Genomic DNA, 24,345 nt, shown 5'->3' with positions numbered 1-24,345 from the left:
TGCGGGTGCACAATGGGTCGCAAGTATTTTGGTACCGATGGGGTGAGGGGGCGGGTCGGCGAGGCGCCGATCACGCCCGATTTCGTGATGCGTCTCGGCTACGCCGCGGGGGTGACCCTGGTCGGGCGCGAGAAGCTGCCGGCGGGCGAGCGCCCCGCGGTGCTCATCGGCAAGGACACGAGAATTTCCGGCTACCTGCTCGAGGCGGCGCTCGAGGCGGGTTTTGCGGCAGCCGGGGTGGATGTGATGCTTGCCGGTCCGATCCCCACGCCTGCCGTCGCCTACCTGACACGGGCCCTGCGGCTGCAGGCCGGAGTGGTGATCTCAGCCTCGCACAACCCCTTCTACGATAACGGGATCAAGTTCTTCTCGGCCGGCGGCGCGAAGCTCCCGGATGCGGTGGAGGTCGAGATCGAAGAACACCTGGATCTGCCGATGGGCTGCGTCGATTCGGCCCAGCTTGGTCGCGCCCGGCGGATCGACGATGCGGCGGGCCGCTACATCGAGTTCTGCAAGAGCACCTTCCCCAACGAGATGGATCTGCGCGGACTGCGCATCGCGCTCGATTGCGCCCACGGCGCGGCGTACCACATTGCGCCCCGGGTGTTTCACGAACTCGGCGCGGATGTGGTGGCGGTGGGCGTGGAGCCCAACGGCCTCAACATCAACGACGGCGTCGGCGCGACGCGGCCCGAGTTCCTGCGCCAGGCCGTGCTGGTCAACGGGGCGGATATCGGCATCGCGCTCGATGGCGACGGCGACCGGCTCATCATGGTGGACCGCCAGGGCGAGGTGTACGACGGCGACAAGCTGATCTACGTGATTGCGGCGGCGCGCAAGTCCGAAGGCCGGCTCGACGGAGTGATCGGCACGCTGATGAGCAATCTCGGCTTCGAGCATGCCGTCGGGCGTCTCGGCGTGCCTTTTGCCCGCGCCAAGGTCGGCGACCGCTATGTGCTCGAGATGCTGCACGAACGCGGCTGGAAGCTGGGCGGCGAGAATTCGGGCCACATCATCTGCCTGGACCGGCATTCCACCGGGGACGGCATCGTCTCGGCGCTGCAGGTGCTCGCTGCGCTCAAGCAGTATGGGCGGTCCCTGGGCGAAGCCTGCGCAGACCTGGTCTTCTATCCGCAGAAGCTCGTCAACGTGCGTCTGCCGGCCGGCTTCGACTGGCGTGCCGATCAAGGGATCGCCGCGGCACAGGCGCAGGCCGACGCGACGCTCGGCAACGATGGCCGGGTCCTGCTGAGGCCGTCGGGTACCGAGCCGCTGCTGCGGGTCATGGTCGAGGGTCGCGATGGCGAGCTCGTCGAGCGGCTCGCACGGCAGATCGCCGAGGCGGTGCAGGAGGCGGTTGCGTGACGGACGGGCGCGCATGACGGTCCGGTCGCAGCGGTATTACGCTGCGCCGGCCAGCCGAACCGCGGTGGGGATGGAGCATCCGCAGCGGATACGACGCTTGATGACATGAAACATCGCTGTAACAATGGGTTGTTAACGTGTCGGCTCGGTTCTCAAATACGAGGTAGTCATGCTGCGTTTCTCGAAGAAGTTTGCCGTTGCTTCCGTTTCCACCGTTCTGCTCGCCGTCCAGGCGCAGGCTGCGGACGTTACTGGCGCGGGTGCCTCGTTCCCGGCGCCGATCTACTCGAAGTGGGCTGATGCCTACCAGAAGGCAACCGGCAACAAGGTCAATTATCAATCGATCGGTTCGAGCGGCGGCATTCGCCAGATCAACGCGAAGACGGTGGATTTCGGCGCGTCCGACATGCCCCTCAAGCCCGAAGAGCTGAGCAAGGCGGGCCTGCAGCAGTTCCCGACGGTGATCGGCGGCGTGGTGCCCGTGGTCAATCTCGCCGGCATCAAGGCCGGTGATCTGAAGCTGACCGGCCAGCTTCTCGCCGACATCTACCAGGGCAAGATCACCAAGTGGAACGACAAGGCGATCGCTGCGCTGAACCCCAGCCTGTCGCTGCCGGATCAGGACATCGGCGTCGTGCGTCGTGCCGACGGTTCCGGTACCACCTTCGTCTTCACCAACTACCTGTCGAAGATTTCCGCCGAGTGGAAGGAAAAGATCGGCGAAGGCTCCGCGGTGCAATGGCCGGTTGGCCTGGGTGGCAAGGGTAACGAGGGCGTGTCTGCGTTCGTGCAGCGCCTGCCGGGTTCCATCGGCTATGTCGAGTACGCCTATGCCAAGCAGAACAAGCTCGCACACGCGCTGCTCCAGAACAAGGATGGCGAGTTCATCTCGCCGAGCGAGGAGTCCTTTGCTGCCGCCTCGGCTGGTGCCGACTGGAGCAAGTCCGCTTTCTACGAGATCCTGACGAATCAGCCGGGCAAGACGTCCTGGCCGCTCACCAGCGCGACCTTCATTCTGATTCATCAGGTTCAGGACAAGCCGGAGCAGGGCGCCAACGTGCTGAAGTTCTTCGAATGGGCATACACCAACGGCGGCAAGATGGCCTCGGAACTCGACTATGTTCCGCTGCCTGATGCCACCGTCAAGCTGATCAACGCGTCCTGGGCGAACATCAAGGACTCGTCCGGCAAGGTCGTCCATTCCGCCAAGTAAGAGAGACTGCGGTGGCTCAGCCTAACCAGCAGCCGGGGGCCGAAGCGGCCCTCGGCGGGCATCTTTCGTCCGCGGGCGGCCATGGGGCCGCCCTGCCGGGTGTGAATATGGGACAAAACCAGTTCGTGGTTTCCCGCTTCAAGAAGTTCAGCGATGCGCTCTTTGCGGGAACGGCCCGTTCCTTTGCCATCCTGGCGCTGGTTCTGCTGGCCGGGATCATCGTTGCTCTGACCTATGCTTCGTGGCCGAGCATCCAGGCTTTCGGCATCGGTTTCCTCTTTTCCACGGACTGGAATCCTCCGATGGAAAAGTTCGGTGCCCTGATTCCGATCTACGGCACGGTCGTCACGTCCGTCATCGCCCTGCTGATCGCGGTGCCGGTCAGTTTCGGCATCGCCTTGTTCCTCACCGAGTTGTCGCCCGTCTGGTTGCGCCGGCCGCTGGGGACGGCGATCGAGCTTCTGGCGGCGATCCCGAGCATCGTCTACGGCATGTGGGGCTTGCTCGTCTTCGCGCCCATTTTTGCCAAGTACGTCCAGCCTGCGTTGCAGGCGACGCTGGGCGAACTGCCGATCATCGGGCTGCTGTTTCAGGGAACGCCGCTCGGTATCGGCCTGCTGTCGGCGGGGGTCATCCTGGCGATCATGATCATTCCCTACATCGCTTCGGTCATGCGCGATGTGTTCGAAGTGACGCCGCCGATGCTCAAGGAGTCCGCCTACGGCATCGGGTGCACGACGTGGGAAGTGATGTGGAACGTCGTGCTGCCCTACACCAAGACGGGTGTGATCGGCGGTGTGATGCTCGGGCTCGGCCGCGCGCTGGGGGAAACCATGGCGGTGACCTTCGTCATCGGCAACACCAACTTCCTCAGTTCCGCGTCCCTGTTCGCGCCCGGCAACAGCATCACGTCAGCCCTGGCGAACGAGTTCGCCGAGGCGGATCCGGGTCTGCACACTTCGTCGCTGATGGAACTCGGTCTGATCCTGTTCGTGATCACCCTGGTGGTCCTCGTCGTGTCGAAACTCCTGTTGCTGCAGCTCGCCAAGGGCGAAGGCGCGAAGAGTTGAGGGGGAGTGAATCATGAATCTGCTTGCAAGGCGCAAGTTGACGAACAAGGTGGCGCTCGGGCTGTCCTTGTCTGCGATGGCGTTCGGACTGCTCTGGCTTGCCTGGATCCTCTGGACCGTGTTCGAACTGGGTGTTTCGGGGCTGTCGCTGAATCTGCTGACACAGATGACGCCGCCGCCGGGCGACGAAGCGGGGGGCTTGCTCAACGCCATCGTCGGCAGTTTGATCCTGGTGGTGCTCGCAACCCTGCTCGGTACGCCGATCGGCATCCTCGCGGGTATCTACCTGGCTGAATATGGCCGCTTCACGATGCTTGGCAAGGTCACGCGCTTCATCAACGACCTGCTGCTGTCGGCGCCGTCCATCGTCATCGGTCTTTTCGTGTATGCGGTGGTCGTCGCACAGACGGGCAAGTTCTCGGGCTGGTCGGGTGTCATCGCGCTGGCGCTGATTGTGTTGCCAGTGGTGGTGCGAACCACCGAGAACATGCTGCAATTGATCCCGAACACGTTGCGGGAAGCGGCGTTCGCACTCGGTGCGCCCAAGAGCGTGGTCATCTCGAAGGTGACGCTGCGGGCGGCGCGGGCTGGCGTGGTCACCGGGGTGCTGCTGGCGGTCGCACGCATCGCAGGCGAAACCGCACCCTTGCTGTTCACGGCGCTGTCGAACCAGTTCTGGTCGCTCAACATGAACGAACCGATGGCCAACCTGCCGGTGACGATCTTCAAGTTCGCCATGAGCCCCTTCACCAACTGGCAGGAACTGGCGTGGGCTGGCGTTTTCCTGATCACGCTCGGCGTGCTGGCGCTGAACATCGTTGCCCGTGTCTTCCTGCGGGCTGAAAAGATCAACTGAGAGATGATGGATCGCGGCCCGGCACGGGCCCGCGATGCGGAGTGAATATGGAAATCACCGACGCACAGATCGAATTCAAGGATTTCAATTTCTATTACGGCAAGTTCCACGCCCTGAAGGACATCAACTTCAAGATGGCGCGGCACAAGGTGACGGCCTTCATCGGCCCGTCGGGCTGCGGCAAGTCGACCCTGCTGCGCACCATCAACCGCATGTATGACCTTTATCCCGAGCAGCGGGCGGAAGGGCAGTTGCTGTTCGACGGGAGCAATCTCCTCGACGTGGGCGTGGATGTGAGCGTGCTGCGCGCGAAGATCGGCATGGTGTTCCAGAAGCCGACGCCGTTCCCGATGTCGATCTACGAGAACATCGCGTTCGGCGTGAGGCTGCACGAGAAGATGTCGGTCAGCCAGATGGACGATCGCGTCGAGTGGGCGCTGCGCAAGGCGGCGCTGTGGGACGAAGTGAAGAGCAAGCTCAACCAGAGCGGGATGAGCCTGTCGGGCGGCCAGCAGCAGCGTCTGTGCATCGCACGGGGCATCGCGGTGAAGCCCGAGGTCATCCTTCTGGACGAGCCGACTTCGGCGCTCGACCCGATCTCGACGTCTCGCATCGAAGAACTGATCGACGAACTCAAGAACGAGTTCACCATCGTGATCGTGACGCACAACATGCAGCAGGCGGCGCGCATCTCGGACTACACCGCCTATATGTACCTCGGCGAGATGGTGGAGTTCGGGGTCACCGACGAACTGTTCCTCAAGCCCAAGCAGAAGGCTACCGAGGACTACATCACCGGACGCTTCGGCTGAACCGGGCCTGCATTCGGCGGAAAAAGGGGCGAAAGCCCCTTTTTTCTTTGTGCGGCGGCTTTCGTGTGGCGGGAGAAGTTCCGGCTGCAGGTGGCGCCGGGGAGCGTGTCAGATCGGGGTGTCGCCCACCCAGTCGATCTGCAGGTCGTTGTCGTTGGCGAAATTGATGAGGAACTTGTAGGCGAGCGGCTCGACGTCGTAGAGCCGCGCATCGACCAGAACGGTCTTGTCCCCCTTGAGGGTGCAGCCGGGGCGCACGTAGGGGGAGTAGGTCATGCGGTGATCGGCGCCGAAGGCCGACATGACGCCGCAAAGCCGGTCCGCCCAATCGCTCGGGCGGAATCTCTTTCCTTCCCTCGTGACCCCGATGATGACGAAGTTTTCAATCTTCTGATTCATGTCTCATGCCTTGGCGGCTACGGGGTGTTCTGGCGTCGTCGTCTGGCGCGACCTTGCTCAAAACGGGCGGGATTCTAGCAGAAATCGAGGGGGATCGTCCCGCCGGATTCCGCTTGCCGCGCCGCGGCCGGGCCTGCGGTCATGGTACGGGGCCGGCCGGAACATATGTACAGGCGCGGCTTCTTTGGCTTAAGATTCACGACTCTTCCTGCACGGCGGCCCATGCCGCCGTGTGCGTTTGTGGCTTCGTTCCCAGATCGAGGTATCTCCATGTCCCATGTCATGAACACCTACGCCCGGCTTCCTGTCGCCTTCACGCACGGGGAAGGGGTCTGGATCTACGACGAGACGGGCAAGCGCTATCTCGATGCCCTGTCCGGCATCGCGGTGAACACACTGGGGCACAACCATCCGCGCCTGGTGAAGGCCATCGCCGAGCAGGCGGGCCGCCTGCTGCATACCTCGAACCTCTATCGCATCCCGCTGCAGGAACGCCTCGCCGACCGCCTTGCCGAGTTGTCCGGCATGGACGAAGTGTTCTTCGGCAACTCCGGCGCCGAGGCCAATGAAGGCGCGATCAAGCTCGCGCGCATGTACGGCCACGGCAAGGGCATCGAGCTGCCGCACGTCATCGTCATGGAGAACGCCTTCCACGGACGCACGCTCGCCACGCTGTCCGCCACCGGCAACCGCAAGGCGCAGGCCGGCTTCGAGCCGCTGGTGCCCGGCTTCGTCCGCGTGCCCTACAAGGACATCGAGGCCATCCGCCACGTCGCGGCGCACGACCACAGCGTGGTCGCTGTCATGCTGGAGGTCATCCAGGGCGAGGGTGGCGTCAACATGGTCAACGACGCCTATCTGCGCGACGTGCGTGCGATCTGCGACGAACATGGCTGGCTGCTGATCTGCGACGAAGTCCAGTGCGGCATCGGCCGTACCGGTGTCTGGTTCGGCTGGCAGCATGCCGGCGTGAAGCCCGACGTGATGACGCTGGCCAAGGGGCTGGGCTCGGGCGTGCCGATCGGCGCCGTGCTCACCGCCGGTCGTGCTGCCGGCCTGTTCAAGCCGGGCAACCATGGTTCCACCTTTGGCGGCAACCCGCTCGTGTGCGCTGCCGCGCTCGCCACGCTCGACACCATCGTCGACGACGGGCTGATGGACAACGCGGTGAAGGTCGGCGAGGCGATCCGTTCCGGCATGGCCGAAGCGCTCAAGGGGGTTGCCGGCGTCGTCGACATCCGCGGCCGCGGCCTGATGATCGGCATCGAACTCGACCGTCCCTGCGGTGCGCTGATGGGGCGCGCCGCGGAGCACGGCCTGTTGATCAGCGTTACCGCCGAGCGCGTCGTGCGGCTGTTGCCGGCGCTGGTGTTTTCCGCCGCCGATGCGCAGGCGCTCGTCTCCGCGCTGGCGCCGCTCATTCGTGACTTCCTCGCGAACGGATAACAAGGGGTGCTGGCCATGACCGCACTGAGGCACTACCTGCAATTCAAGGATTTCACCCGCGACGAATACGACTACGTCTTCAAGCGGGCGAAGTGGATCAAGGACAAGTTCAAGCGTTACGAGCCTTACCATCCGCTGTTCGACCGCACGCTGGTCATGATCTTCGAGAAGGCCAGCACGCGCACCCGCCTGTCCTTCGAGGCCGGCATGCAGCAGCTCGGCGGCTCGGCGATCTACCTGAACACGCGCGATTCCCAGCTCGGGCGCGGCGAGCCGGTGGAAGATGCCGGGCAGGTCATCTCGCGCATGAGCGACCTGGTGATGATCCGGACCTTCGAGCAGGAGATCGTCGAGCGCTTCGCCGCGAACTCCCGCGTGCCGGTCATCAACGGCCTGACCAACGAATACCATCCCTGCCAGATCCTGGCCGACATCTTCACCTTCATCGAGCATCGCGGCAGCATCCAGGGCAAGACCGTGGCCTGGGTGGGTGACAGCAACAACATGTGCAACACCTGGCTGCAGGCGGCCGAACTGCTCGATTTCCATGTGCACGTATCGACACCGCCCGGCTACGAAGTCGAACCCGAGCGTGCCGGCCTGTACGGCACCGACCACTTCCGCCAGTTCGCCGATCCTCTCGAAGCCTGCAAGGGGGCGCACCTGGTCACCACCGACGTGTGGACCTCGATGGGCTTCGAAGCCGAGAACGAGGAGCGCATGAAGGCTTTCGCCGACTGGTGCGTAGACGCCGAGATGATGTCGGTGGCCGCGCCCGACGCGCTGTTCATGCACTGCCTGCCGGCCCACCGCGGCGAAGAGGTGACCGCGGAAGTCATGGACGGCCCGCAGTCCGTCGTGTGGGACGAGGCGGAAAACCGGCTTCACGCCCAAAAGGCGCTGATGGAATTCCTCATGCTTGGCCGCATCGAGGACTGATTGCTTACTCAAAAAGTGCACAAGCACGGACACAGGAAAACAGCATGAGCGACGTCAAGAAAGTAGTGCTTGCCTATTCGGGCGGGCTGGATACTTCGGTCATCCTGAAGTGGCTGCAGGACACCTACAAGTGCGAAGTCGTCACCTTCACCGCCGACCTCGGCCAGGGCGAGGAACTCGAGCCGGCGCGCGCCAAGGCGCTGCAGTTCGGCATCAAGCCGGAGAACATTTTCATCGACGACCTGCGCGAAGAGTTCGTGCGCGATTTCGTCTTCCCGATGTTCCGTGCCAACACCATCTATGAAGGCGAGTACCTGCTGGGCACCTCGATCGCCCGCCCGCTGATCGCCAAGCGCCAGATCGAGATCGCGCGCCAGACCGGCGCCGATGCGGTGTCGCATGGCGCCACCGGCAAGGGCAACGACCAGGTCCGTTTCGAACTCGGCTACTACGCGCTGATGCCCAACGTGAAGGTCATCGCCCCGTGGCGCGAATGGGACCTCCTGTCGCGCGAAAAGCTGCTCGCCTATGCCGAGAAGAACGGCATTCCCATCGAGATGAAGCACAAGCAGGGCGGCTCGCCCTATTCGATGGATGCCAATCTGCTGCACATCTCCTTCGAGGGCCGCCACCTCGAGGACCCGGCTGCCGAGGCAGAGGAGTCGATGTGGCGCTGGACGGTGTCGCCGGAGGCCGCGCCCGATGCGGCGGAGTACATCGACCTCGAGTTCGAGCAGGGCGATCTCGTCGCCATCGGAGGCACCCGCATGAAGCCGCACGAACTGCTGGCCCGGCTCAACGAGCTGGGCGGCAAGCACGGCATCGGCCGCCTCGACCTGGTCGAGAACCGCTACGTCGGCATGAAGAGCCGCGGCTGCTACGAGACGCCGGGCGGCACCATCCTGCTGAAGGCTCACCGTGCCATCGAGTCGATCACCCTCGACCGCGAAGTCGCCCATCTCAAGGACGACCTCATGCCGCGCTACGCCAGCATGATCTACACCGGCTACTGGTGGAGCCCCGAACGCCAGGCGCTGCAGGCCCTCATCGACCACACGCAGCAGACGGTCAATGGCTGGGTGCGCGTCAAGCTCTACAAGGGCAACGTCATCGTCGTCGGCCGCGATTCGAAGACGGATTCGCTGTTCGATCCGACGATCGCCACTTTCGAGGACGACCAGGGCGCCTACAATCAAAAGGATGCGAACGGTTTCATCCGCCTCAACGCGCTGCGCATGCGCATCGCCGCGAACGCCCGGGCCGCGCGCGGCTGACCTGGACGGCGGCTACGGAATACCGGCGATGGACAACGACGTACTGATCTTCGGCCTGACGATCGCGGAGTTCGAGGACATCTCCCTCAAGGTCTGCTTCACGGCGCTGATCCTGTACATGCTGTTCATCATCGGCAACCTCGCCAAGGAGTCGAAGGCAGGCAAGTACGGCGCGATGTGGATGTTCATCGGGCTGGGGCTGGGCTTCATCGGCTTCGTCGCCAAGGTCATCATCCAGAAGCTGATCGGCATCTGACAGGAACAAACCCATGAGCATTACCGAGAAGATCGACGGCATCGCCGTCGCCACCAAGGCCAACGTCTATTTCGACGGCAAGTGCGTCAGCCACGGCATCCAGTTCGCCGACGGCACGAAGAAGTCGGTCGGCGTGATCCTGCCCGCCACGCTGACCTTCAACACCGGCGCCCCCGAGGTCATGGAAGGCGTGGCCGGCAGTTGCCGCGTGCGCCTGAAAGGCCCCGACGGCGAGCCGGGGGAATGGAAGACCTACGGCGCCGGCCAGTCCTTCGACGTGCCCGGCAATTCCAGCTTCGACATCGAAGTCTCCGGCGAGCCCTACCACTACATCTGCCATTTCGGCTGATCGCGAAGCGGGGAGCGCCATGCCGTCTTTCGACATCATGTCCGAGGTCGACCAGCCGTCGCTGCGCAACGCGGTGACGGTGGCCAACAGCAAGATCGCCGGCCGGCACGACTTCAAGGGCACCAGCGCCAACGTGGAACTCGGCGACAAGCTGATCACCCTGTTCGGCGACAGCGATTTCCAGCTAGACCAGATGAAGGCCATCCTGCTGCCCGAGATGACCAAGAAGAGCGTCGACGTGCGCTGCCTGGACTACGGCGACGTACAGAAGATCTCCGGCAACAAGGTCAAGCAGGAAGTGAAGGTCCGCGTCGGCGTCGATCAGGATCTCGCGAAGAAGATCGTCAAGCTGATCAAGGACAGCAAGCTCAAGGTCCAGGCCGCCATCCAGGGCGACGCGGTGCGCGTCTCCGGCGCCAAGCGCGATGTGCTGCAGGAAGCGATCGCGCTGGTGAAGAAGCAGATCACGGATTTTCCGCTGCAGTTCGGCAATTTCCGGGATTGAGCCGCCGCCGGCCCGGCCGGCCGAGCATCGATACCCGGGCCGGACGGTCTTTCCCTAGCGTCCCCAGCAATCCGCGACACTGTGGCCGGCCCCGCTGCGGCCCTGCGCGCCCGTGTTCGTCAATGTCAGGGTTCCGCAACCGTCGCCGGCCATCGAGCCTGTCGGTGCGGCAGACAGCGTGAAGCGCTGCGAATCGGGAAAGTTCACCGTGATGGTGTACTTGGCCGTGCCGTTTTCGGGGCTTTGTCCGTGCGGAAGGCTTTCGTCGTCGATGTCGTCTCCGCCACTCGTCTGGTCGTAGCGGTTTGCCGTCGTGAAGTTCCGCTCCAGGAACTGCGCGTTCTCGAGCAGCATCGTCCGTGCCTCGGCCCGGTTGGCGCGGACGATGTAGTCGCGGTAGTTCGGGTAGGCGATGCCGGCGAGGATGCCGATGATGGCAACGGCGATCATCAACTCGATCAGGCTGAAACCGCGTGCTTTCCTTTGCATGTGCTCGATTCCTTCGTTGGGGGCTCAGCGGACGAAAAGCTGGCGCCAGGATGACCGCGGATTGCCCTGCATGCCTTTTTCGGTGATCACTACGACGCCGCCGCCGGTGCCGCTGCCCACCTTGTATTCCCGTTCGCCGGCGCTGATGACGGTCGGCGCCTTCAACAGGCCCTCGGTGCCGAGCTTGCGGGAGGTGACCGGGTTTTCCGCCGCTTCGTCTCCACTGCCGTAGCGCGCGTAGTCGGCGGAGTTGAAGAGATTGTCGTCGGTGTAGTCGAAGACGCTGTACGACAGGCGTCCGCCGGTCAGGGCATCGAGTTCGGTGATCCAGCTGTAGCCGCCCTGGTCGCATGCTCCCGAGGACGGCACGATGGACGTCAGGATGACGCGGCCGTGGCGCAGGATGGGGTAGGTGACGATGCGTTCGCCGACGCTGGTGGTCGAATTCGGCAGCACCAGGTCGATGTACCAGCCGCGCTTGGCGCTGGTCCCCGTATAGGCCACGGCATTGTTGCTGGCGACGCGGACCTCGCTGCTGTCGGTGGAGGTGCGCGCGCCCTGGTAGATGAAGGTCTGTTGCTGCAGCGCGCCTCGTCCGGAGACCACCGCGCCGCTATCCAGGATTCCGTAGGCGCTTTGCGTCGCGGTCGTGGTGATGTCGGAATTGCCGAGATAGCGGCCGGTGCCGAAATAGATCATGTATCCGCTCACACTCGATGGCGGGACGCCGATCTCGAGGGCGGAGGTGATCGGCTGCGGGGTCGTGCCGATCATCGCCCGGAACAGAGGCGCCGGGGTGGAGCCGGAATGGTAGGCGCTGCCCCAGTTGCCGGCATTGGAGTTCGAAAGGTCGAACTTCCACAGGTTGCCCTTCAGGTCGCCTGCGTAGATCACGTCGATGATGCGGTCGCCATTGACGTCGAGCAAGGCGGGTTCCGACATGCCGTTGTCGGTATCGGTGTCCGTCTCGAGCCGGACGGTCCGGATCTTGCGCACGGGCAGCCCCAGGCTTCTGTCCAGCGGCACGAGGAACAGCACGGCGCGCTGGTTCGTGCTGTTGTAGCCGTTGCCGAACACCGCGTACCAGTTGCCGTCGTTCAGGCGTGCCACATGGGCACGGCCCATGATGTAGCCCATGTCCGCGGAATGGTCCGTGCCCGAGGTGTTGTCCGTGCCGGCGTACTCCCAGATGACGTTCGAGCCGCCGAAGGTGTTCGAGCCGGAGCTGTCGGTCACGTTCGTGATGTCCAGCGCGAAGACCGCCTTGCCGCCGCCGCCCAGGGTGCCGACCAGCACCGTCTTCCAGGCATCGCCGAGGTAGGCGTCGCCGGAATTCGCCGGGCCGTCCACGTAGTACTGGTGCCGATATGTCGGACTTGCGAGTCTGGGCAGATTCCCGATCACCGCGTTCGGCACATAGGCGAAGACTTCGGCGCCACCACCCTGCGCGGTCGTGTTCGAGGCGTTGAAGGCGTGCAGCATGCCGTCGTTCGCGCCGACATAGATCATCGGCTTGCGCGTCGCCCTCGTTCCGGTGCGGAAGGTCGTATAGGCGGTCTTGAGCGTCTCCGTCCAGCGTGTGCTGGTGGCGGGCAGGTCATAGCCGAAACTGCCGCCCGCGACGTAGTGCGGGTCGGAGTTCACGATGTCTCCCAGCAGGGACGAGCGCGCACGAAACGTGCCGCCCGGCTGCTCGTTGGTGCGATCGCCCCGGATGTAGTCCAGCACCGCCTCGCTGCCCAGCCGGTTCTGCTGCGTGCCCGTCGTGGCGGCTGGTCCGGTGATCGAGGACCAGGTGAAGCTCGCGCCCGCTCCCGTGGAGTCGTTCCAGGCACGGCTGTTCCAGGTGTAGATGTTGCGGCTGGCAGCGGCGGGGATCCGGCTGCCGGCTTCCCATGCGACGGTTCCGAGGGTCCCGGTCGCGGTGAGCGGGATGGCCTTGAATTCGCCCGTCCAGGCCGGTGTGTGGAAGATGGCTTGATACACGTGAGTGTTCGTATCCAGCCGGGTGGAGTTGGTGGCGATTGCCGAGGCCGAGGCGTCCGCGGTGGCTGCCGCTTCGAACACCTCCCCCAGCGCGGTCGACAGGCCGGCGGGGTTGGTGACCTTGAAAAAGTTGTCGGGCACGCCGTCGCCGTCGTTGTCCCAGTCGGGGTGGCCGTTGCCGTCCTTGTCCTCGAGGGCGGTGCCGTACTTGGCCGCGTACCAGAGAGGGTTCTCCAACTGCCGTGCAGTGGATGCGCCCCGCGGGTAGGTGCCGCCGGTGGCAGCGGTGGGATACGGGGAAGGATTGTTGGTGCTGACGTTGTAGTTGCCGCGCACCAGCACCGGGAAGTGGGCGCCGTCGTCCGTACTGCCGGTCACGGTGTAGCCGAAGCGCATCGCATGGCCTGCGGATGTGCGCAGGATGTGCGTGGTGAGCACCAGATTGCCGCCGTTGGCGTTGAAGAAGATGCGCTGCACGCCGTCCATGTCGTAGTCGTTGCCCCAGGTCGAGTCTTCCCAGGACACGTCGATGGTGCCGGACGTCGGCTTGCCGTTGGCGTCGGTGGCGAGGTCGACGATGCGCATGTCGGTCAGCGAGCAGGCGCGCCAGCCGGAACTGGTAGCCGTCGCGTTGCCGTTGCTGTTGGCCATGCAGGCGGGCAGGAAGGTGACCTGGCCGCCGGTCACCGGAATTTCCAGCCGCGGCAGGCTTTCGGCCAGGGATACCGTGTAGGTTCCCATTGGCTGGCGCGCGGTGTAGTCGGCGTTGTAGTTGGAGTTCCGGGTATCGCCCCAGCGGCGGGTGCGCAGCGTGCGGTAGCCTGGCCGCAGATCGACCTTCAGGTTGGAGTAGGCGAGGCCGGCAATGGAGTAACCCCCCTTGAGGCTCGGCACCTCGGGGCAGATGCCGTCCGCATCGGTGAGGCTGGACAGCGGTTTGCCGCTGCACTGATCGTTGTCCGTCCGATCCGTACCGTTTCTGCCGATCAGGTAGCTGCCGCTGATGCCTTCCGTCGTGCCGACTTCGTTGGTCAGCGCGGCGACGTCGAGGCCGGAAATGCCGTGCCCGGTCAGTTCGTCGCGGTCGAAGGAATTGAGGCCGGTCGACAATACGACGACGTTCGACAGGGCGCACCATTCGCTGCTCGGCAGCGGATCGGACCAGGTGACCTTGGGCAGCGAAGGGATGTGCGTCGTTTCCGACGAGGTCGAATCGAAGGCGCTCGTCGGCGCCGTCGCCCCGGAAAAGTAGCGCAGCGACTCCAGGTACATTTCCGACAGCGGATTGCCCCAGTCTACGCATTCGCCGTTGTTGAAATTCAGGATGCCCGGCGAGTTGCACGCGTTCTCGTGTACGGTCGACCCGAAACTCCAGCCCGCGATCCGCGTCCGGTTGATCGTGTTGATGATGCCGGCGTCGGTGGCAGCCTGGTTGATGAACTGGCCAGTGGCGGAATTGACCTCGTCATTGGCGGACAGGTCGTTGCCGGTCAGCCAGGACGTGTTCTTGCGCAGCACGCCGCCCGACTTGTTCTTCGTGTAGCTGCCGGTCATCAAGCCGAAACGCACACGGCCGATCACGGATTTTTCTCCATACTTCTGGAGCAGGCCGGTCGGCTTGTAGTTGCTCGTTCCGTATGCGGTGCAGTTCGCCTCCATCATGCCGCTGACGCACACCGCCACGCGCGCGGTCAATGTGGCCCGTACGGCGTTGGGCCGGTCCGCATCGCCACCCACCGCACATTGTGGATTGGCGGTCATCCCCCACAGCGGATAGGAGCCGTTTGCGACGAGTATCTTGGGACTGGTGGTGGTGCCCGCCGACATGCCGTCCGTTGCATTGGTCACGTTGCAGAACGACACCGCGCTTCTGCTGTAGGGCGTATAACGTGCGACTTCGGTAGCGCCGCCTGCAGGGGCGAACGCCTTTGCAAAGGCGTGCACATCGTTCGGCAGCATCGCCCGTTCGAGCACCGTGCTGCCCAACGCGGTACCGGTATTGTCGCTCGACCGCAGCCCGCCATACAGCGTCTTCCGCAGCACGTCCATGCGCGTCATGCTGACCCAGTTCAGGAAGTTGCCGCTCCACTGGCTGCTGCACTGATGGTTCGTTGCGGCGCCGGCCGGTTCGAAACGGCTATTCGTGTCGCTGTATGTGTAGCACTTCGCCGAATCGAAATAGCCGTAATAGTCGATCGCGTTGTCGTAGGTGATGTCGAGCCTGCCATCGCCGTTGAGGTCGCTGTAGTCGTTGTAGGCTTTCTTCGACAATTCATGGTCGCGCGACATCAGCAGCATGATGCGCGGGTCCGGCGGATTCAGGAAAACCGGCTGGCTCGCGATGTCGATGTCCGCCACGGCGGCAGTTGACCCGAAGCCGGCGATGAGCCCGAACAGGGCAAGATGGAGTCGGCGCATGATGAATTCCCTGCTTCGCGTGTACTGGCTCAGCGCTGGTAGGTCGACTGAAGGATGACGGCGGTGTTCGGACTGGCGCCCAGGCCGCGCGCGGTCACGCGGTACATGCCGGATTCGGTGAGTGCGCCGAACTTGAGGCTGCCGCCCATGCTCGTGGTCGCGGGCAGTTCCTCGACGATGAACTGCGGCTGCGAATGAACGCCGGCGAGCGCGACCGAGGCGTTTGCCGCGCTGGTCCAGTGGCTGGAATCCTGCCAATAGGAATCGGTCCGGCTGCCTGCCGCGAGGTAGGGCGCCGAGTTCCCGAACGTGGGCAGCGAGGCGCCGTTCACGATCAGTTCCCCCGATCTCAGTGCGGCCTCCGCGGCCTGGAAGGCCAGATCGGCGTCCCGGGTGCTGCCCGCCATCTTCTCTTCGAGAACGGTCGTGCGCATCGACGTGACCACGATGAGCGTCAGTACCACGAGGAAGATCAGGCCGGTTATGAGGGCCATGCCGCGCTGCCGGCGAATATGGGACATCGGGGACTCCATCAGGGAACGCGGTTGCGGACCGCGATCGTCGCCGTGTAGGTCTGGTACAGGCGGCGATCGTCCGCCGTAACGGATGCGCCGTTGAATATGTAGGTCTGAGGCTCGGAAACGATGGCGTCGTCGGCACTCACCATCAGCAGATTGATGCGAACGCTCGATACCCTCGTCCAGTCGGCGATGGCGCCGGCAGACAGATAGCTTTCCGGGGCCGTTTCGCCGGCCTCGTGTACGCCGTATTCGATCTGCATGTCCTGGACGTTGTCCACCAGTTCCCGGGTCTGCACCGCCCCTTCGAGACCTCTGCTCAGGTTCGCGCGGTACAACGCCGGCCGGTTGGTGGCGGGGTTGAGTCCGATGAAATAGGTGTAGGTCCCGACCCGCATGATGAACGCGTCGAGGCCGTACCTTCCGATGCGGTTTCCGGTGTTGCTGCCGTTCGAGTGCGTCAGCGTGATCTGGACGGCGGTGTCCAGCTCCACGGACGGGCTGTTGGTCACCCGGAATACGTCCATCGTCCGGCAGTCGGTCACCGACAGCACGTCGTTCTGCACGTACCCGTAGGGGTTGCCATAGACCTTCAGGTTGGCGTTGAGCGGGTCCGTTGCCTCTTCGGCGATCGACACCACGCCGTCGAGTGCGCCGGTGATCGTGATCGTGTCGGCTCCGGCCAGGGCGATCCCCCCGATGCTGCCGGTCGCCGAATCCGCTCCGGTGACGGCGGTGGCGAACGAGATTCCGTTGGCGGGCGCGGGGCTGGCCATGACGTTCACGGGAATGAACTCGAGATTGCCGCAGCCGATGAATCCCGCCATGCGCACGTCCCGCGCGACCATCTCGAGTGCGTAGCGCGCGTTCTCCTGCATGCGCGACTGGCTGTCGGTGGTGCGGAAGGTCTGGCGGATGCCGATGAACAGGTAGACGATCGCGCCGAGCACGATCAGGCCGATCGTCATGGCCACCATCAGTTCGACCAGGGTGAATCCCTTGAGCCGAAGGCGCGACCGGCGTGGGCGGGTATGCGGAATCATAGCTGGGTATCCACGCGAAACTGCTGGGCGGCGCCACCGCCGGTCCCGCGGGCGTCGTTCCACTGCACGACGACCGTGACGGCACGTGTCGCGGGCACGACCGCGATGGAGCCGTCGCCGCCGGGCAGCGCGGCGCTCAGTGCCGTTTTCCAGGCGTTCAGATCCTGGATCACCATCGGGCTGTCTTCCTCGGTGGCCGCGGCCGTCGCTCCGATGCTGATGTTGTACGAGTTGTTCAGCGCCACGGTGCGGTTGGCCCGCATCCGGTCGATGATGTCGTAGGCCAGCCAGGTCGCCTGCGTGCGGTGGTAGGCGCTGTGGTTGTTGCGCAGCGTCGAGGCCATCATGCCGGCGAGGCCGATCAGGCCGATCGACAGCACCAGCATGGCGACGAGCACCTCGAGCAGGGTGAAGCCGTTCTTGCGCATGTCGGGTTTCCTCATTCGCAGGCCGCCGCCGGCGGATTCTGGATGCGGGCGCGTCCCGACGGGGCGATCTGGATGTCGCGGCCCACGGTGCCCGAGCCGCTCGCCGGACACAGGGAAACGACTCCGCCGCCGAGACTGCTCATGCCGGATGCGGTGTAGGTGACCCGGTTGACGGCGTTCGCATCGCCTTCGAGCGTGCTGCCCTCCCGGAATGCACCGGTCACGGCGAGCACGACGTCCGTGCCGTCGACCGTTCCTTCCACGCCGGTATCGGTAAAGACGATCCAGCCCTGCTCCCAGGCGCCGGCAGCCGTGCACGCCGCGCCGTTCGCACTCTTGCAGACGCTGACCCGCGTTCCGCGCTTCACCGCCTCGCTGCGCGCAAGCTGCAGCGCCGACAGGAAATCGTTCGCCTGTGAAGTCATGCGCGTGCTGACGATCATCTGCTGAAAATTGGGTAAGGCGATGCCCGCCAGGATGGCCAGCACCGCGATGGTGACCATCAGCTCGATGAGCGTGAAACCGCGTTCGGGTCGTGTCATCTTCGGCTTGCGGATGAATGGTTCGTGGAGCCGTGCCGTGCGCGCATGGCCGGTATCGTCGTTTGCGGCCCATCGTAGGCGGGCTTCGGAAGACGCTTCCAGCGGCGGCTGACGGGCGGGCGCTTTGGGGGCGCGAACGGTCCGGGCAAGGCAGGTGGCGGTGCCGGGCGCTGTGGCAGAATCCGGGTCGTGTATCCGGAATGGCTTGCGATGGCTCAGAGTCCCGTCTGTTGGTATGTCATGGCTGCGGCCGGCTGGCTGCTCGGAGCCACGGGGGCCGTTGCCGCCGAGGTGGCGGTCGCCGGCGTGATCGGCAACCGCGCGATCCTCGTCGTCGATGGCGGGGCGCCGCAGACCGTCGCGGCAGGCGCACGCACGCGCGAGGGGGTGAAGCTGATCGCCGTCGATGGCGATGCGGCGACGGTCGAGTTCGACGGCCGGCGCGAACGGTTGCGCATGGGCGAGCGGGTGGTGCATAGCGGCGGCAGCGGCGTGGACAGTCTGACGCTGCAGGCGGATTCGCGCGGGCACTTCGTGACACGCGGACGTGTCAACGGCGCACCGGCGCAGTTTCTCGTCGACACCGGCGCCACGCTGGTATCGCTTGGCCGCAGCGACGCCGAGCGCGCGGGCATCGATTACCGCAAGGGCACGCCGGGACTCACGAGCACCGCGAACGGCGATGCCCGCGTGTGGCGCGTGCGGGTCGATACGCTCGAAGTGGGCGGGCTGAAAGTCCATAATGTGGATGCCGCGGTCCACGACCGCGACCTGCCCGTGAGCCTGCTCGGGATGAGCTTCCTGAACCGCATGCACTGGCAGCGCGAGGGAGACAAACTGATCTTGCAGAAGCGCTATTGAGGCGCTCGAGGGTGGAAGCATTGCAGCATACGTTTCGATTCAAGCCGCAGGAACTGAAGGAACGCCTCTTGTCGACCGCGCTTCAACCTTCGGGTGACTGGCCCGAGGTGCGCGAGGGTGCGCAGCACCGCCCGGCTGCGGTGCTCGTGCCGCTGGTGACGCGCAACGTCGTGCCGTCCGTGCTGCTGACGCGGCGCACCGATCATCTCCATCATCATCCCGGCCAGATCAGTTTCCCCGGCGGACGGGTGGAGGACGTCGACCATTCCCCGGTGGAAACCGCGTTGCGCGAGACGGAGGAGGAGATCGGGCTGGATCGTTCCCACGTCGAACTGCTCGGGTCCTTGCCGGATTACTTTACCGGCACCGGTTTCCGCGTGACGCCGGTCGTCGGCCTCGTGCATCCGCCGTTCGATCTGCATCTCGATGCGTTCGAAGTGGCCGAAGCCTTCGAGGTGCCGCTGACGCATTTCCTGAATCCGGCGAACCACCAACGGCTGAGCCGGGTGTTCGAAGGCCGGATGCGGCAGTTCTATGCCATGCCCTACAACGACTATTACATCTGGGGAGCGACGGCCGGCATCATCATGTCGCTGTACAGGCTGCTGCAGGGCGAATAGCCCGCCCGGGCGCCCGAGGGCGGCGCATTCCGGCAGCACCTTTGTGGTATCTTGGCCCCAATCGATCAACGCCGCAGTTCCCGCCGTTTTCCCGTCCGCATGACGCTTTTTTCGCTGATCATCGCCTTGCTCGTGGAGCAGGTGCGCCCGCTCCCGGTGCAACAGGTCGTGCTTGATCCCCTGCGTGGACTGTCGCGCATGCTGGTGGAGCGCTTCAACGATGGCCAGGCGCGGCACGGCAGGGTGGCGTGGTGGCTGATCGTGCTGCTGGCGACCCTGGCGACGGCGGTGATCTACTTCCTGCTGTGGCACGTGCATCCGGTGATCGCCTTCGCGTTCAACGTGGCGGTGCTGTATCTGACGATGGGGTTCCGGCAGGAGAGCCACTTCTTCACCGACATCCATCTGGCGCTGCGCATGGGCGAACTCGACCGCGCCCGCTCGCTGCTCGCCGAGTGGCGCGGCGGCCAGTATCACGAAGCCAGTTCCAGCGAGGTGGCGCGGCTGGCCATCGAGCAGGCGCTGGTGGCGGCGCATCGCAACGTGTTTGCGGTGGCGTTCTGGTTCATCCTGCTGCCGGGGCCCAGCGGCGCGGTGATGTATCGGCTGGCGCGCTTCTTCGCGGAAGACTGGGGCCGGCGCACCGATGTGGAATTCGGCGAGTTCGGCCGTTTCGCGCAGCGTGCGTTCGAGGCCATCGACTGGCTGCCGGTGCGGCTCACGGCCGCGTCGTTCTCGGTGGCGGGCGATTTCGAGGATGCGATCTACTGCTGGCGGACACAGGCCATGCTTTGGCCGGACAGGTCGTCCGGTATACTGATTGCAAGTGGAGGCGGCGCGCTGGGCGTGAGGTTGGGCATGCCGGTGCATGAATCGGGTGAAATCGTCGAGCGTCCCGAAATGGGGGCGGGTGAGGAGGCCGATGCCGACTACATGCAAAGTACCGTAGGCCTCGTTTGGCGGGCGCTCTTGGTATGTCTGTTGCTGCTGGCCCTGGTCGGTGTCGCCGGCTGGATGGGTGGTTGATGCCGGCGGCGTGAGTGGTTGTCTATTTCCATAGAGGGAGACGAATTATGGCAAGTCGTGAAGTGGTTGTGCTGAGCGCTCTTCGTTCCGCAGTTGGCGGTTTTGGCGGCTCGCTGAAGGACATGGAGCCGTCCGATCTGGCCGCCGCGGTCATCAAGGAAGCGATTGCCAGTGCAGGCGTCGATGCCGGCGCGATTTCGTTCGCATCGGTGGGCCACTGCATCCCCACCGATTCCCGCTATGCCTACGTATCGCGCGTGGCGACGATCGGTGCCGGCATGTCGATGGATTCCGTCGCCTTCCAGGTCAGCCGTCTGTGCGGCTCGGCGCAGCAAGCCGTCGTGAGTTCGGCCCAGGCGATCATGCTGGGCGACGCCGACTACGCGATCGGCGGCGGTGTGGAGGTGATGTCGCGCGGCGCCTATCTCCTGCCGGCGCTGCGCAACGGTGCGCGCATGGGCGATGCCAAGGCGATCGACTCGATGGTGGCCGTTCTGACCGACCCGTTCGGGGTTGGCCACATGGGCATCACCGCCGAGAACCTGTGCACCAAACATGGCATTTCGCGTGAAGAGCAGGATGCCTTCGCGCTCGAGTCGCAGAAGCGTGCCGCCGCTGCGATCGCCGAGGGCCGCTTCAAGAGCCAGATCGTCCCGATCACCTTCGAGACCCGCAAGGGCCCGGTGGTGTTCGACACCGACGAGCATCCGCGCATGACCACCATGGAAGCGCTGGCAAAGATGAAGCCGGCGTTCAAGAAGGACGGTTCGGTGACCGCCGGCAATGCGTCGGGCATCAACGACGCCGCTGCCTTCCTGGTCCTCGCGGATGCGGCCAAGGCCGCGGCGGCCGGCCAGAAACCGATCGCCCGCCTGGTTTCGTACGCCATCGCCGGCGTGCCGAACGACGTGATGGGTGAAGGTCCGATTCCCGCGACCAAGCTCGCGCTGCAGCGCGCCGGCCTGACTCTGGACCAGATCGACGTCATCGAGTCGAACGAAGCCTTCGCCGCGCAGTCGATCACGGTGAACCGGGGGCTGGGCCTGGATACCAGCAAGGTGAATCCGAATGGCGGTGCCATCTCCCTGGGTCACCCGGTGGGCGCGACCGGTGGGGTGATCATCACCAAGCTGCTGCACGAGCTGATCCGTACCAACGGCCGCTATGGCGTGGCCACGATGTGCATCGGCGGCGGCCAGGGCATCACCACGGTCTGGGAACGCGTGTAAGCGCATCTCGCCCGAATCGAAAACCCGCGCGGCCGCGAGGCCGGCGCGGGTTTTTCTTTTTTGTGGGGGCGACACATGCCCCGGGCCGGGACTGCCGGCCCGGCCGCGCCGTCAGGCGTCGTCCGGCTCGAGTTTGACCGACGCGGAGTTGATGCAGTAGCGCAGCCCGGTGGGCTGGGGGCCGTCCTCGAAGACATGGCCGAGATGGGCGCCGCACTGGTCGCACATCACTTCGGTACGGACCATGAAGTGGCTGCGGTCGACGGCGGTGTCGATGTTGTCCGGCTCGGCCGAGGTCCAGAAGCTCGGCCAGCCGCAGCCGGCGTCGAACTTGTGTTCCGAGCGAAACAGCGGCGCGCCGCAGCAGGTGCAGGCGTAGGTGCCGGCGTCCCATTTGTCCCAGTATTCGCCGGTGAAGGCGCGTTCCGTGCCTTTTTCGCGGGTCACGTGGTACTGCTGCGGGCTGAGCTGGGCGCGCCATTCGGCGTCGGATTTCTCGATCTTGCGGCTCATGTCGGTTCTCCTGGGGACGGTGCGCGCCGGAAGGGGCCTAATGCAGGTGGCGGGGCATCTGCTCGGCCTGGGTTTCCGGCATCTCGGCGTGGACGACCTCGCCTTCCGGAGACGGGTACAGCGGCGTGCCGCAGTCCTCGCAGTATTCGAGCGGGAAATGGTGGTCGAGGTTCACGATGTCGGTCACGCCGCATTCGCGCAGCAGCGCTTCGATCTGCGCGGTGCCGTCGGAAGTGTCGTCTTCGGCGCCGAGCAGGGGCCACACCACGCCGTGCACGACCTGATCCTCGCCGCGCACGGTGAAGCTGATGCGGTACTCCTCCAGGTGGCGGTCCCAGAACGGCGCGATGACCGCGCGCAGGTTGGCGGCGGGGGTTTCCAGCGCGGTGCCGAGGAAGGCCACCGAGGCGCGTACCGAGTAGGGGCGGCTGTCCTTGTCGGCGGCGCGGCTGGCGGAGAAGTAGGCTTCCGGCAGCACCAGGTCGATCGCGCAGCCCGGCAGCAGCGGCGCCAGGCAGGCGCCGCCCTGGGTGCGCCATTGGGCCAGCGCATGCTCGCGGCTGCCGTCGGTCTCCTGCCAGCGAAAGATGGCGGCACCCTTGGGTACGGCCACCGCGGCCAGCAGGTAGCGGGTGTCGGACAGGAACTGCGTCGTCTCCGGCATGCCGTCGGTCTCGATCCGCAGGTCGCGGTTGTCGAGCGCGGAGGTGCCCAGCACGCGGGCGAATTCGGCCGTGCCGCAATAGCCTTGCGGCAACTGGTCGGGGCTGAACAGGAAGTCGGCCAGCGCCAGATTGGCGCCGTGCGCGAGGATGTGCGCCTGCAGGTGGACGCGCAGGTTGGCGAGCACCGCGGGCGGGATCGACGTGGCCGGAATGCGGTAGCGCGACCAGGCGAGGATGGGGGCGGCGATCAGCAGGATGTCGTGATCGGGCGAGGCGCCGGCGGCCGATTCGGCGCGCGACTCGATGTAGTCGGCGAGATCGTCGTAGGCAGGGGGCGCTGCGCTGAACAGGTGGTCGAGGGCGGTGTTCAGCGTATCTTCCTCGTCGTCGGCGAGCAGGCGGTCGAGCAGGATGGACAGTTGCCGGTCCCAGTAACGATCCTCGACCCGGCTGCCCGAGTCGGCAAGGCCGGACGCGAGCCAGACGAGTTGTTCGGCACTGCGGCCGAGGCCGCCACGGCGCTTGAGGCGCGTTCTCTTCATTGTGGTTCCTGTGGGGTGGTCAATAACCGGGCCGGTCGAGCCGTACCGTCTGGAGTATGGTGGCGGAGATCTCTTCGATCGACTTGGTCGTGGAATCCAGCCAGCGGATGTTTTCGCGGCGCATGAGCTTCTGCGCGGCCTCAATCTCGTAGCGGCAGTTGTCGAGCGAGGCGTAGCGGCTGTTGGGGCGCCGTTCCTGGCGGATCTGCGAGAGGCGTTCGGGCGCGATGGTGAGCCCGAAGAGCTTGCCGCGGTACTTGTGCAGTTCGCCGGGCAGCCTGTTGCGCTCGAAATCCTCCGGGATCAGCGGGTAGTTGGCCGCCTTCACGCCGAACTGCATGGCCAGGTAGAGGCTGGTGGGCGTCTTGCCCGAGCGCGACACGCCGACGAGGACGACATCGGCTTCTTCCAGTTCGCCGTTGCTCGATACGCCGTCGTCGTGCGCCAGGGCGAAGTTGATGGCCTCGATGCGGCGCTTGTAGTCGTTGCTTTCGGCCACGCCGTGGAAGCGGCCGACCGCGTGCGTGGAGCGCTGGCCAAGCTCGACTTCGAGCGGTCCGATGAAGCGTTCGAACAGGTCCATGAACAGCGCGTCGGCTTTGCGCAGTGCAGCAACCGTGTCGGGATTCACCAGCGTGCTGAACACCAGCGGACGCACGCCGTCCTCGCGTGCGGCTTCGCGGATTTGCGTGGCGCAGTCGATCGCCTTGTCGATGTCATCGACGAAAGGCACCCGCATCTGACGGAATCTTGCCTCCGGAAACTGCGCAAGCAGGCTGTGGCCAAGGGTTTCGGCGGTGATGCCGGTGCCGTCGGAGATGAAGAAAACGGTGCGGGTGGGTACGTCGCTCATGGTGGCCTGCCTTCGTCCGATTTCGTCGATCGAACGGGGTATTGGGGCAAACCCTGCCGTGCGGCAGAGCACAAAAGCCCGTTAAAATCGCATTTTGCTTTTTCTCCAACGTTTCCGGAAGACCAGCC

Annotated in this window: 25 protein-coding genes; 15 read left to right on the top strand and 10 right to left on the bottom strand. The window is 64.9% G+C overall.

The window, feature by feature from the left end; translation table 11 throughout:
- The first annotated feature begins 12 nt into the window (after positions 1-12).
- The 5 genes from glmM (at position 13) to pstB (ending at position 5,316) form a co-directional block, all read left to right on the top strand.
- The gene (glmM, locus tag CCZ27_RS11190) at positions 13-1,365 is read left to right on the top strand and encodes a phosphoglucosamine mutase (RefSeq protein ID WP_096448204.1); all 1,353 of its coding nucleotides are present in this window, start codon (positions 13-15) and stop codon (positions 1,363-1,365) included.
- Positions 1,366-1,534: 169 nt separating this feature from the next.
- A complete protein-coding gene (gene pstS, locus CCZ27_RS11185) occupies positions 1,535-2,578 on the top strand; it encodes a phosphate ABC transporter substrate-binding protein PstS (protein WP_096448202.1) in 1,044 nt (347 codons plus the stop codon).
- A gap of 11 nt (positions 2,579-2,589) precedes the next feature.
- The gene (gene pstC / locus CCZ27_RS11180; protein ID WP_232516633.1) at positions 2,590-3,648 is read left to right on the top strand and encodes a phosphate ABC transporter permease PstC; all 1,059 of its coding nucleotides are present in this window, start codon (positions 2,590-2,592) and stop codon (positions 3,646-3,648) included.
- A gap of 13 nt (positions 3,649-3,661) precedes the next feature.
- Positions 3,662-4,504 carry a phosphate ABC transporter permease PstA gene (pstA, locus tag CCZ27_RS11175; RefSeq protein ID WP_096448198.1) on the top strand — a complete coding sequence of 281 codons (843 nt, stop codon included), beginning with the start codon at positions 3,662-3,664 and terminating at the stop codon, positions 4,502-4,504.
- Positions 4,505-4,551: 47 nt separating this feature from the next.
- A complete protein-coding gene (gene pstB / locus CCZ27_RS11170) occupies positions 4,552-5,316 on the top strand; it encodes a phosphate ABC transporter ATP-binding protein PstB (protein ID WP_096448196.1) in 765 nt (254 codons plus the stop codon).
- A 108-nt stretch (positions 5,317-5,424) separates the two neighbouring features.
- On the opposite strand, the gene CCZ27_RS11165 is transcribed toward pstB, so the two are convergent.
- Positions 5,425-5,715, bottom strand: coding sequence for a DUF3579 domain-containing protein (locus CCZ27_RS11165; protein ID WP_096448194.1), 291 nt, complete (start codon positions 5,713-5,715; stop codon positions 5,425-5,427).
- Positions 5,716-5,985: 270 nt separating this feature from the next.
- On the opposite strand from CCZ27_RS11165, the gene CCZ27_RS11160 reads away from it, so the two are divergent.
- Genes CCZ27_RS11160 through CCZ27_RS11135 form a run of 6 tightly spaced genes read left to right on the top strand, consistent with a single transcriptional unit; the run spans position 5,986 to position 10,484 of the window.
- Positions 5,986-7,161 carry an aspartate aminotransferase family protein gene (locus CCZ27_RS11160; RefSeq protein ID WP_096448192.1) on the top strand — a complete coding sequence of 392 codons (1,176 nt, stop codon included), beginning with the start codon at positions 5,986-5,988 and terminating at the stop codon, positions 7,159-7,161.
- A gap of 15 nt (positions 7,162-7,176) precedes the next feature.
- Positions 7,177-8,100, top strand: a complete 924-nt coding sequence (argF, locus tag CCZ27_RS11155; RefSeq protein WP_096452443.1) for an ornithine carbamoyltransferase — start codon at positions 7,177-7,179, stop codon at positions 8,098-8,100.
- Positions 8,101-8,144: 44 nt separating this feature from the next.
- The gene (locus tag CCZ27_RS11150) at positions 8,145-9,374 is read left to right on the top strand and encodes an argininosuccinate synthase (protein WP_096448190.1); all 1,230 of its coding nucleotides are present in this window, start codon (positions 8,145-8,147) and stop codon (positions 9,372-9,374) included.
- A 28-nt stretch (positions 9,375-9,402) separates the two neighbouring features.
- Positions 9,403-9,630 (top strand): DUF2788 domain-containing protein, encoded by a 228-nt coding sequence (locus CCZ27_RS11145; RefSeq protein WP_096448188.1) that lies wholly within the window; start codon positions 9,403-9,405, stop codon positions 9,628-9,630.
- Positions 9,631-9,643: 13 nt separating this feature from the next.
- Entirely contained in the window at positions 9,644-9,979 is a 336-nt protein-coding gene (gene ppnP, locus CCZ27_RS11140) for a pyrimidine/purine nucleoside phosphorylase (protein ID WP_096448186.1), read from the top strand.
- 19 nt (positions 9,980-9,998) lie between these two features.
- Positions 9,999-10,484, top strand: coding sequence for a YajQ family cyclic di-GMP-binding protein (locus tag CCZ27_RS11135; protein ID WP_096448184.1), 486 nt, complete (start codon positions 9,999-10,001; stop codon positions 10,482-10,484).
- A gap of 54 nt (positions 10,485-10,538) precedes the next feature.
- Here CCZ27_RS11135 and CCZ27_RS11130 read toward each other — a convergent pair whose 3' ends face one another.
- Genes CCZ27_RS11130 through CCZ27_RS11105 form a run of 6 tightly spaced genes read right to left on the bottom strand, consistent with a single transcriptional unit; the run spans position 10,539 to position 17,908 of the window.
- On the bottom strand, positions 10,539-10,973 hold the full coding sequence (locus tag CCZ27_RS11130; RefSeq protein ID WP_096448182.1) for a type IV pilin protein: 435 nt from the start codon (positions 10,971-10,973) through the stop codon (positions 10,539-10,541).
- Between the two features lie 24 nt (positions 10,974-10,997).
- Positions 10,998-15,377 (bottom strand): pilus assembly protein, encoded by a 4,380-nt coding sequence (locus tag CCZ27_RS11125; protein WP_096448180.1) that lies wholly within the window; start codon positions 15,375-15,377, stop codon positions 10,998-11,000.
- 29 nt (positions 15,378-15,406) lie between these two features.
- Positions 15,407-15,871: a pilus assembly PilX family protein gene (locus tag CCZ27_RS11120; protein ID WP_198363325.1), complete on the bottom strand. Its 465-nt coding sequence runs from the start codon at positions 15,869-15,871 to the stop codon at positions 15,407-15,409.
- Positions 15,872-15,909: 38 nt separating this feature from the next.
- The gene (locus CCZ27_RS11115) at positions 15,910-16,938 is read right to left on the bottom strand and encodes a PilW family protein (RefSeq protein WP_096452439.1); all 1,029 of its coding nucleotides are present in this window, start codon (positions 16,936-16,938) and stop codon (positions 15,910-15,912) included.
- Positions 16,935-17,366 (bottom strand): type IV pilus modification protein PilV, encoded by a 432-nt coding sequence (pilV, locus tag CCZ27_RS11110; RefSeq protein ID WP_232516632.1) that lies wholly within the window; start codon positions 17,364-17,366, stop codon positions 16,935-16,937. The genes CCZ27_RS11115 and pilV overlap by 4 nt, the downstream gene beginning before the upstream one ends.
- An 11-nt stretch (positions 17,367-17,377) precedes the next feature.
- The gene (locus CCZ27_RS11105; protein ID WP_096452437.1) at positions 17,378-17,908 is read right to left on the bottom strand and encodes a GspH/FimT family pseudopilin; all 531 of its coding nucleotides are present in this window, start codon (positions 17,906-17,908) and stop codon (positions 17,378-17,380) included.
- 189 nt (positions 17,909-18,097) lie between these two features.
- Between CCZ27_RS11105 and CCZ27_RS11100 the strand changes: the two genes are divergently transcribed.
- The 4 genes from CCZ27_RS11100 (at position 18,098) to CCZ27_RS11085 (ending at position 21,644) form a co-directional block, all read left to right on the top strand.
- Entirely contained in the window at positions 18,098-18,769 is a 672-nt protein-coding gene (locus tag CCZ27_RS11100; RefSeq protein ID WP_232516631.1) for a retropepsin-like aspartic protease family protein, read from the top strand.
- A gap of 68 nt (positions 18,770-18,837) precedes the next feature.
- Entirely contained in the window at positions 18,838-19,389 is a 552-nt protein-coding gene (locus tag CCZ27_RS11095; protein WP_232516630.1) for a CoA pyrophosphatase, read from the top strand.
- Between the two features lie 99 nt (positions 19,390-19,488).
- Positions 19,489-20,415, top strand: coding sequence for a CobD/CbiB family protein (locus CCZ27_RS11090; protein WP_096448176.1), 927 nt, complete (start codon positions 19,489-19,491; stop codon positions 20,413-20,415).
- A gap of 47 nt (positions 20,416-20,462) precedes the next feature.
- Positions 20,463-21,644, top strand: a complete 1,182-nt coding sequence (locus CCZ27_RS11085) for an acetyl-CoA C-acyltransferase family protein (protein WP_096448174.1) — start codon at positions 20,463-20,465, stop codon at positions 21,642-21,644.
- 111 nt (positions 21,645-21,755) lie between these two features.
- Here CCZ27_RS11085 and msrB read toward each other — a convergent pair whose 3' ends face one another.
- Genes msrB through ppsR form a run of 3 tightly spaced genes read right to left on the bottom strand, consistent with a single transcriptional unit; the run spans position 21,756 to position 24,217 of the window.
- On the bottom strand, positions 21,756-22,157 hold the full coding sequence (msrB, locus tag CCZ27_RS11080) for a peptide-methionine (R)-S-oxide reductase MsrB (RefSeq protein ID WP_096448172.1): 402 nt from the start codon (positions 22,155-22,157) through the stop codon (positions 21,756-21,758).
- A 37-nt stretch (positions 22,158-22,194) separates the two neighbouring features.
- A complete protein-coding gene (locus tag CCZ27_RS11075; RefSeq protein ID WP_096448170.1) occupies positions 22,195-23,364 on the bottom strand; it encodes a DUF2863 family protein in 1,170 nt (389 codons plus the stop codon).
- Between the two features lie 19 nt (positions 23,365-23,383).
- Entirely contained in the window at positions 23,384-24,217 is an 834-nt protein-coding gene (ppsR, locus tag CCZ27_RS11070) for a posphoenolpyruvate synthetase regulatory kinase/phosphorylase PpsR (protein WP_096448168.1), read from the bottom strand.
- Positions 24,218-24,345 lie beyond the last annotated feature (128 nt).

It is taken from the genome of Thauera sp. K11 (genome assembly GCF_002354895.1).
Taxonomy (GTDB): Bacteria; Pseudomonadota; Gammaproteobacteria; order Burkholderiales; family Rhodocyclaceae; genus Thauera; species Thauera sinica.
The sequence above is the reverse complement of the archived record's forward strand: the minus strand, read 5'-3'. Positions and strand labels throughout refer to the sequence as shown.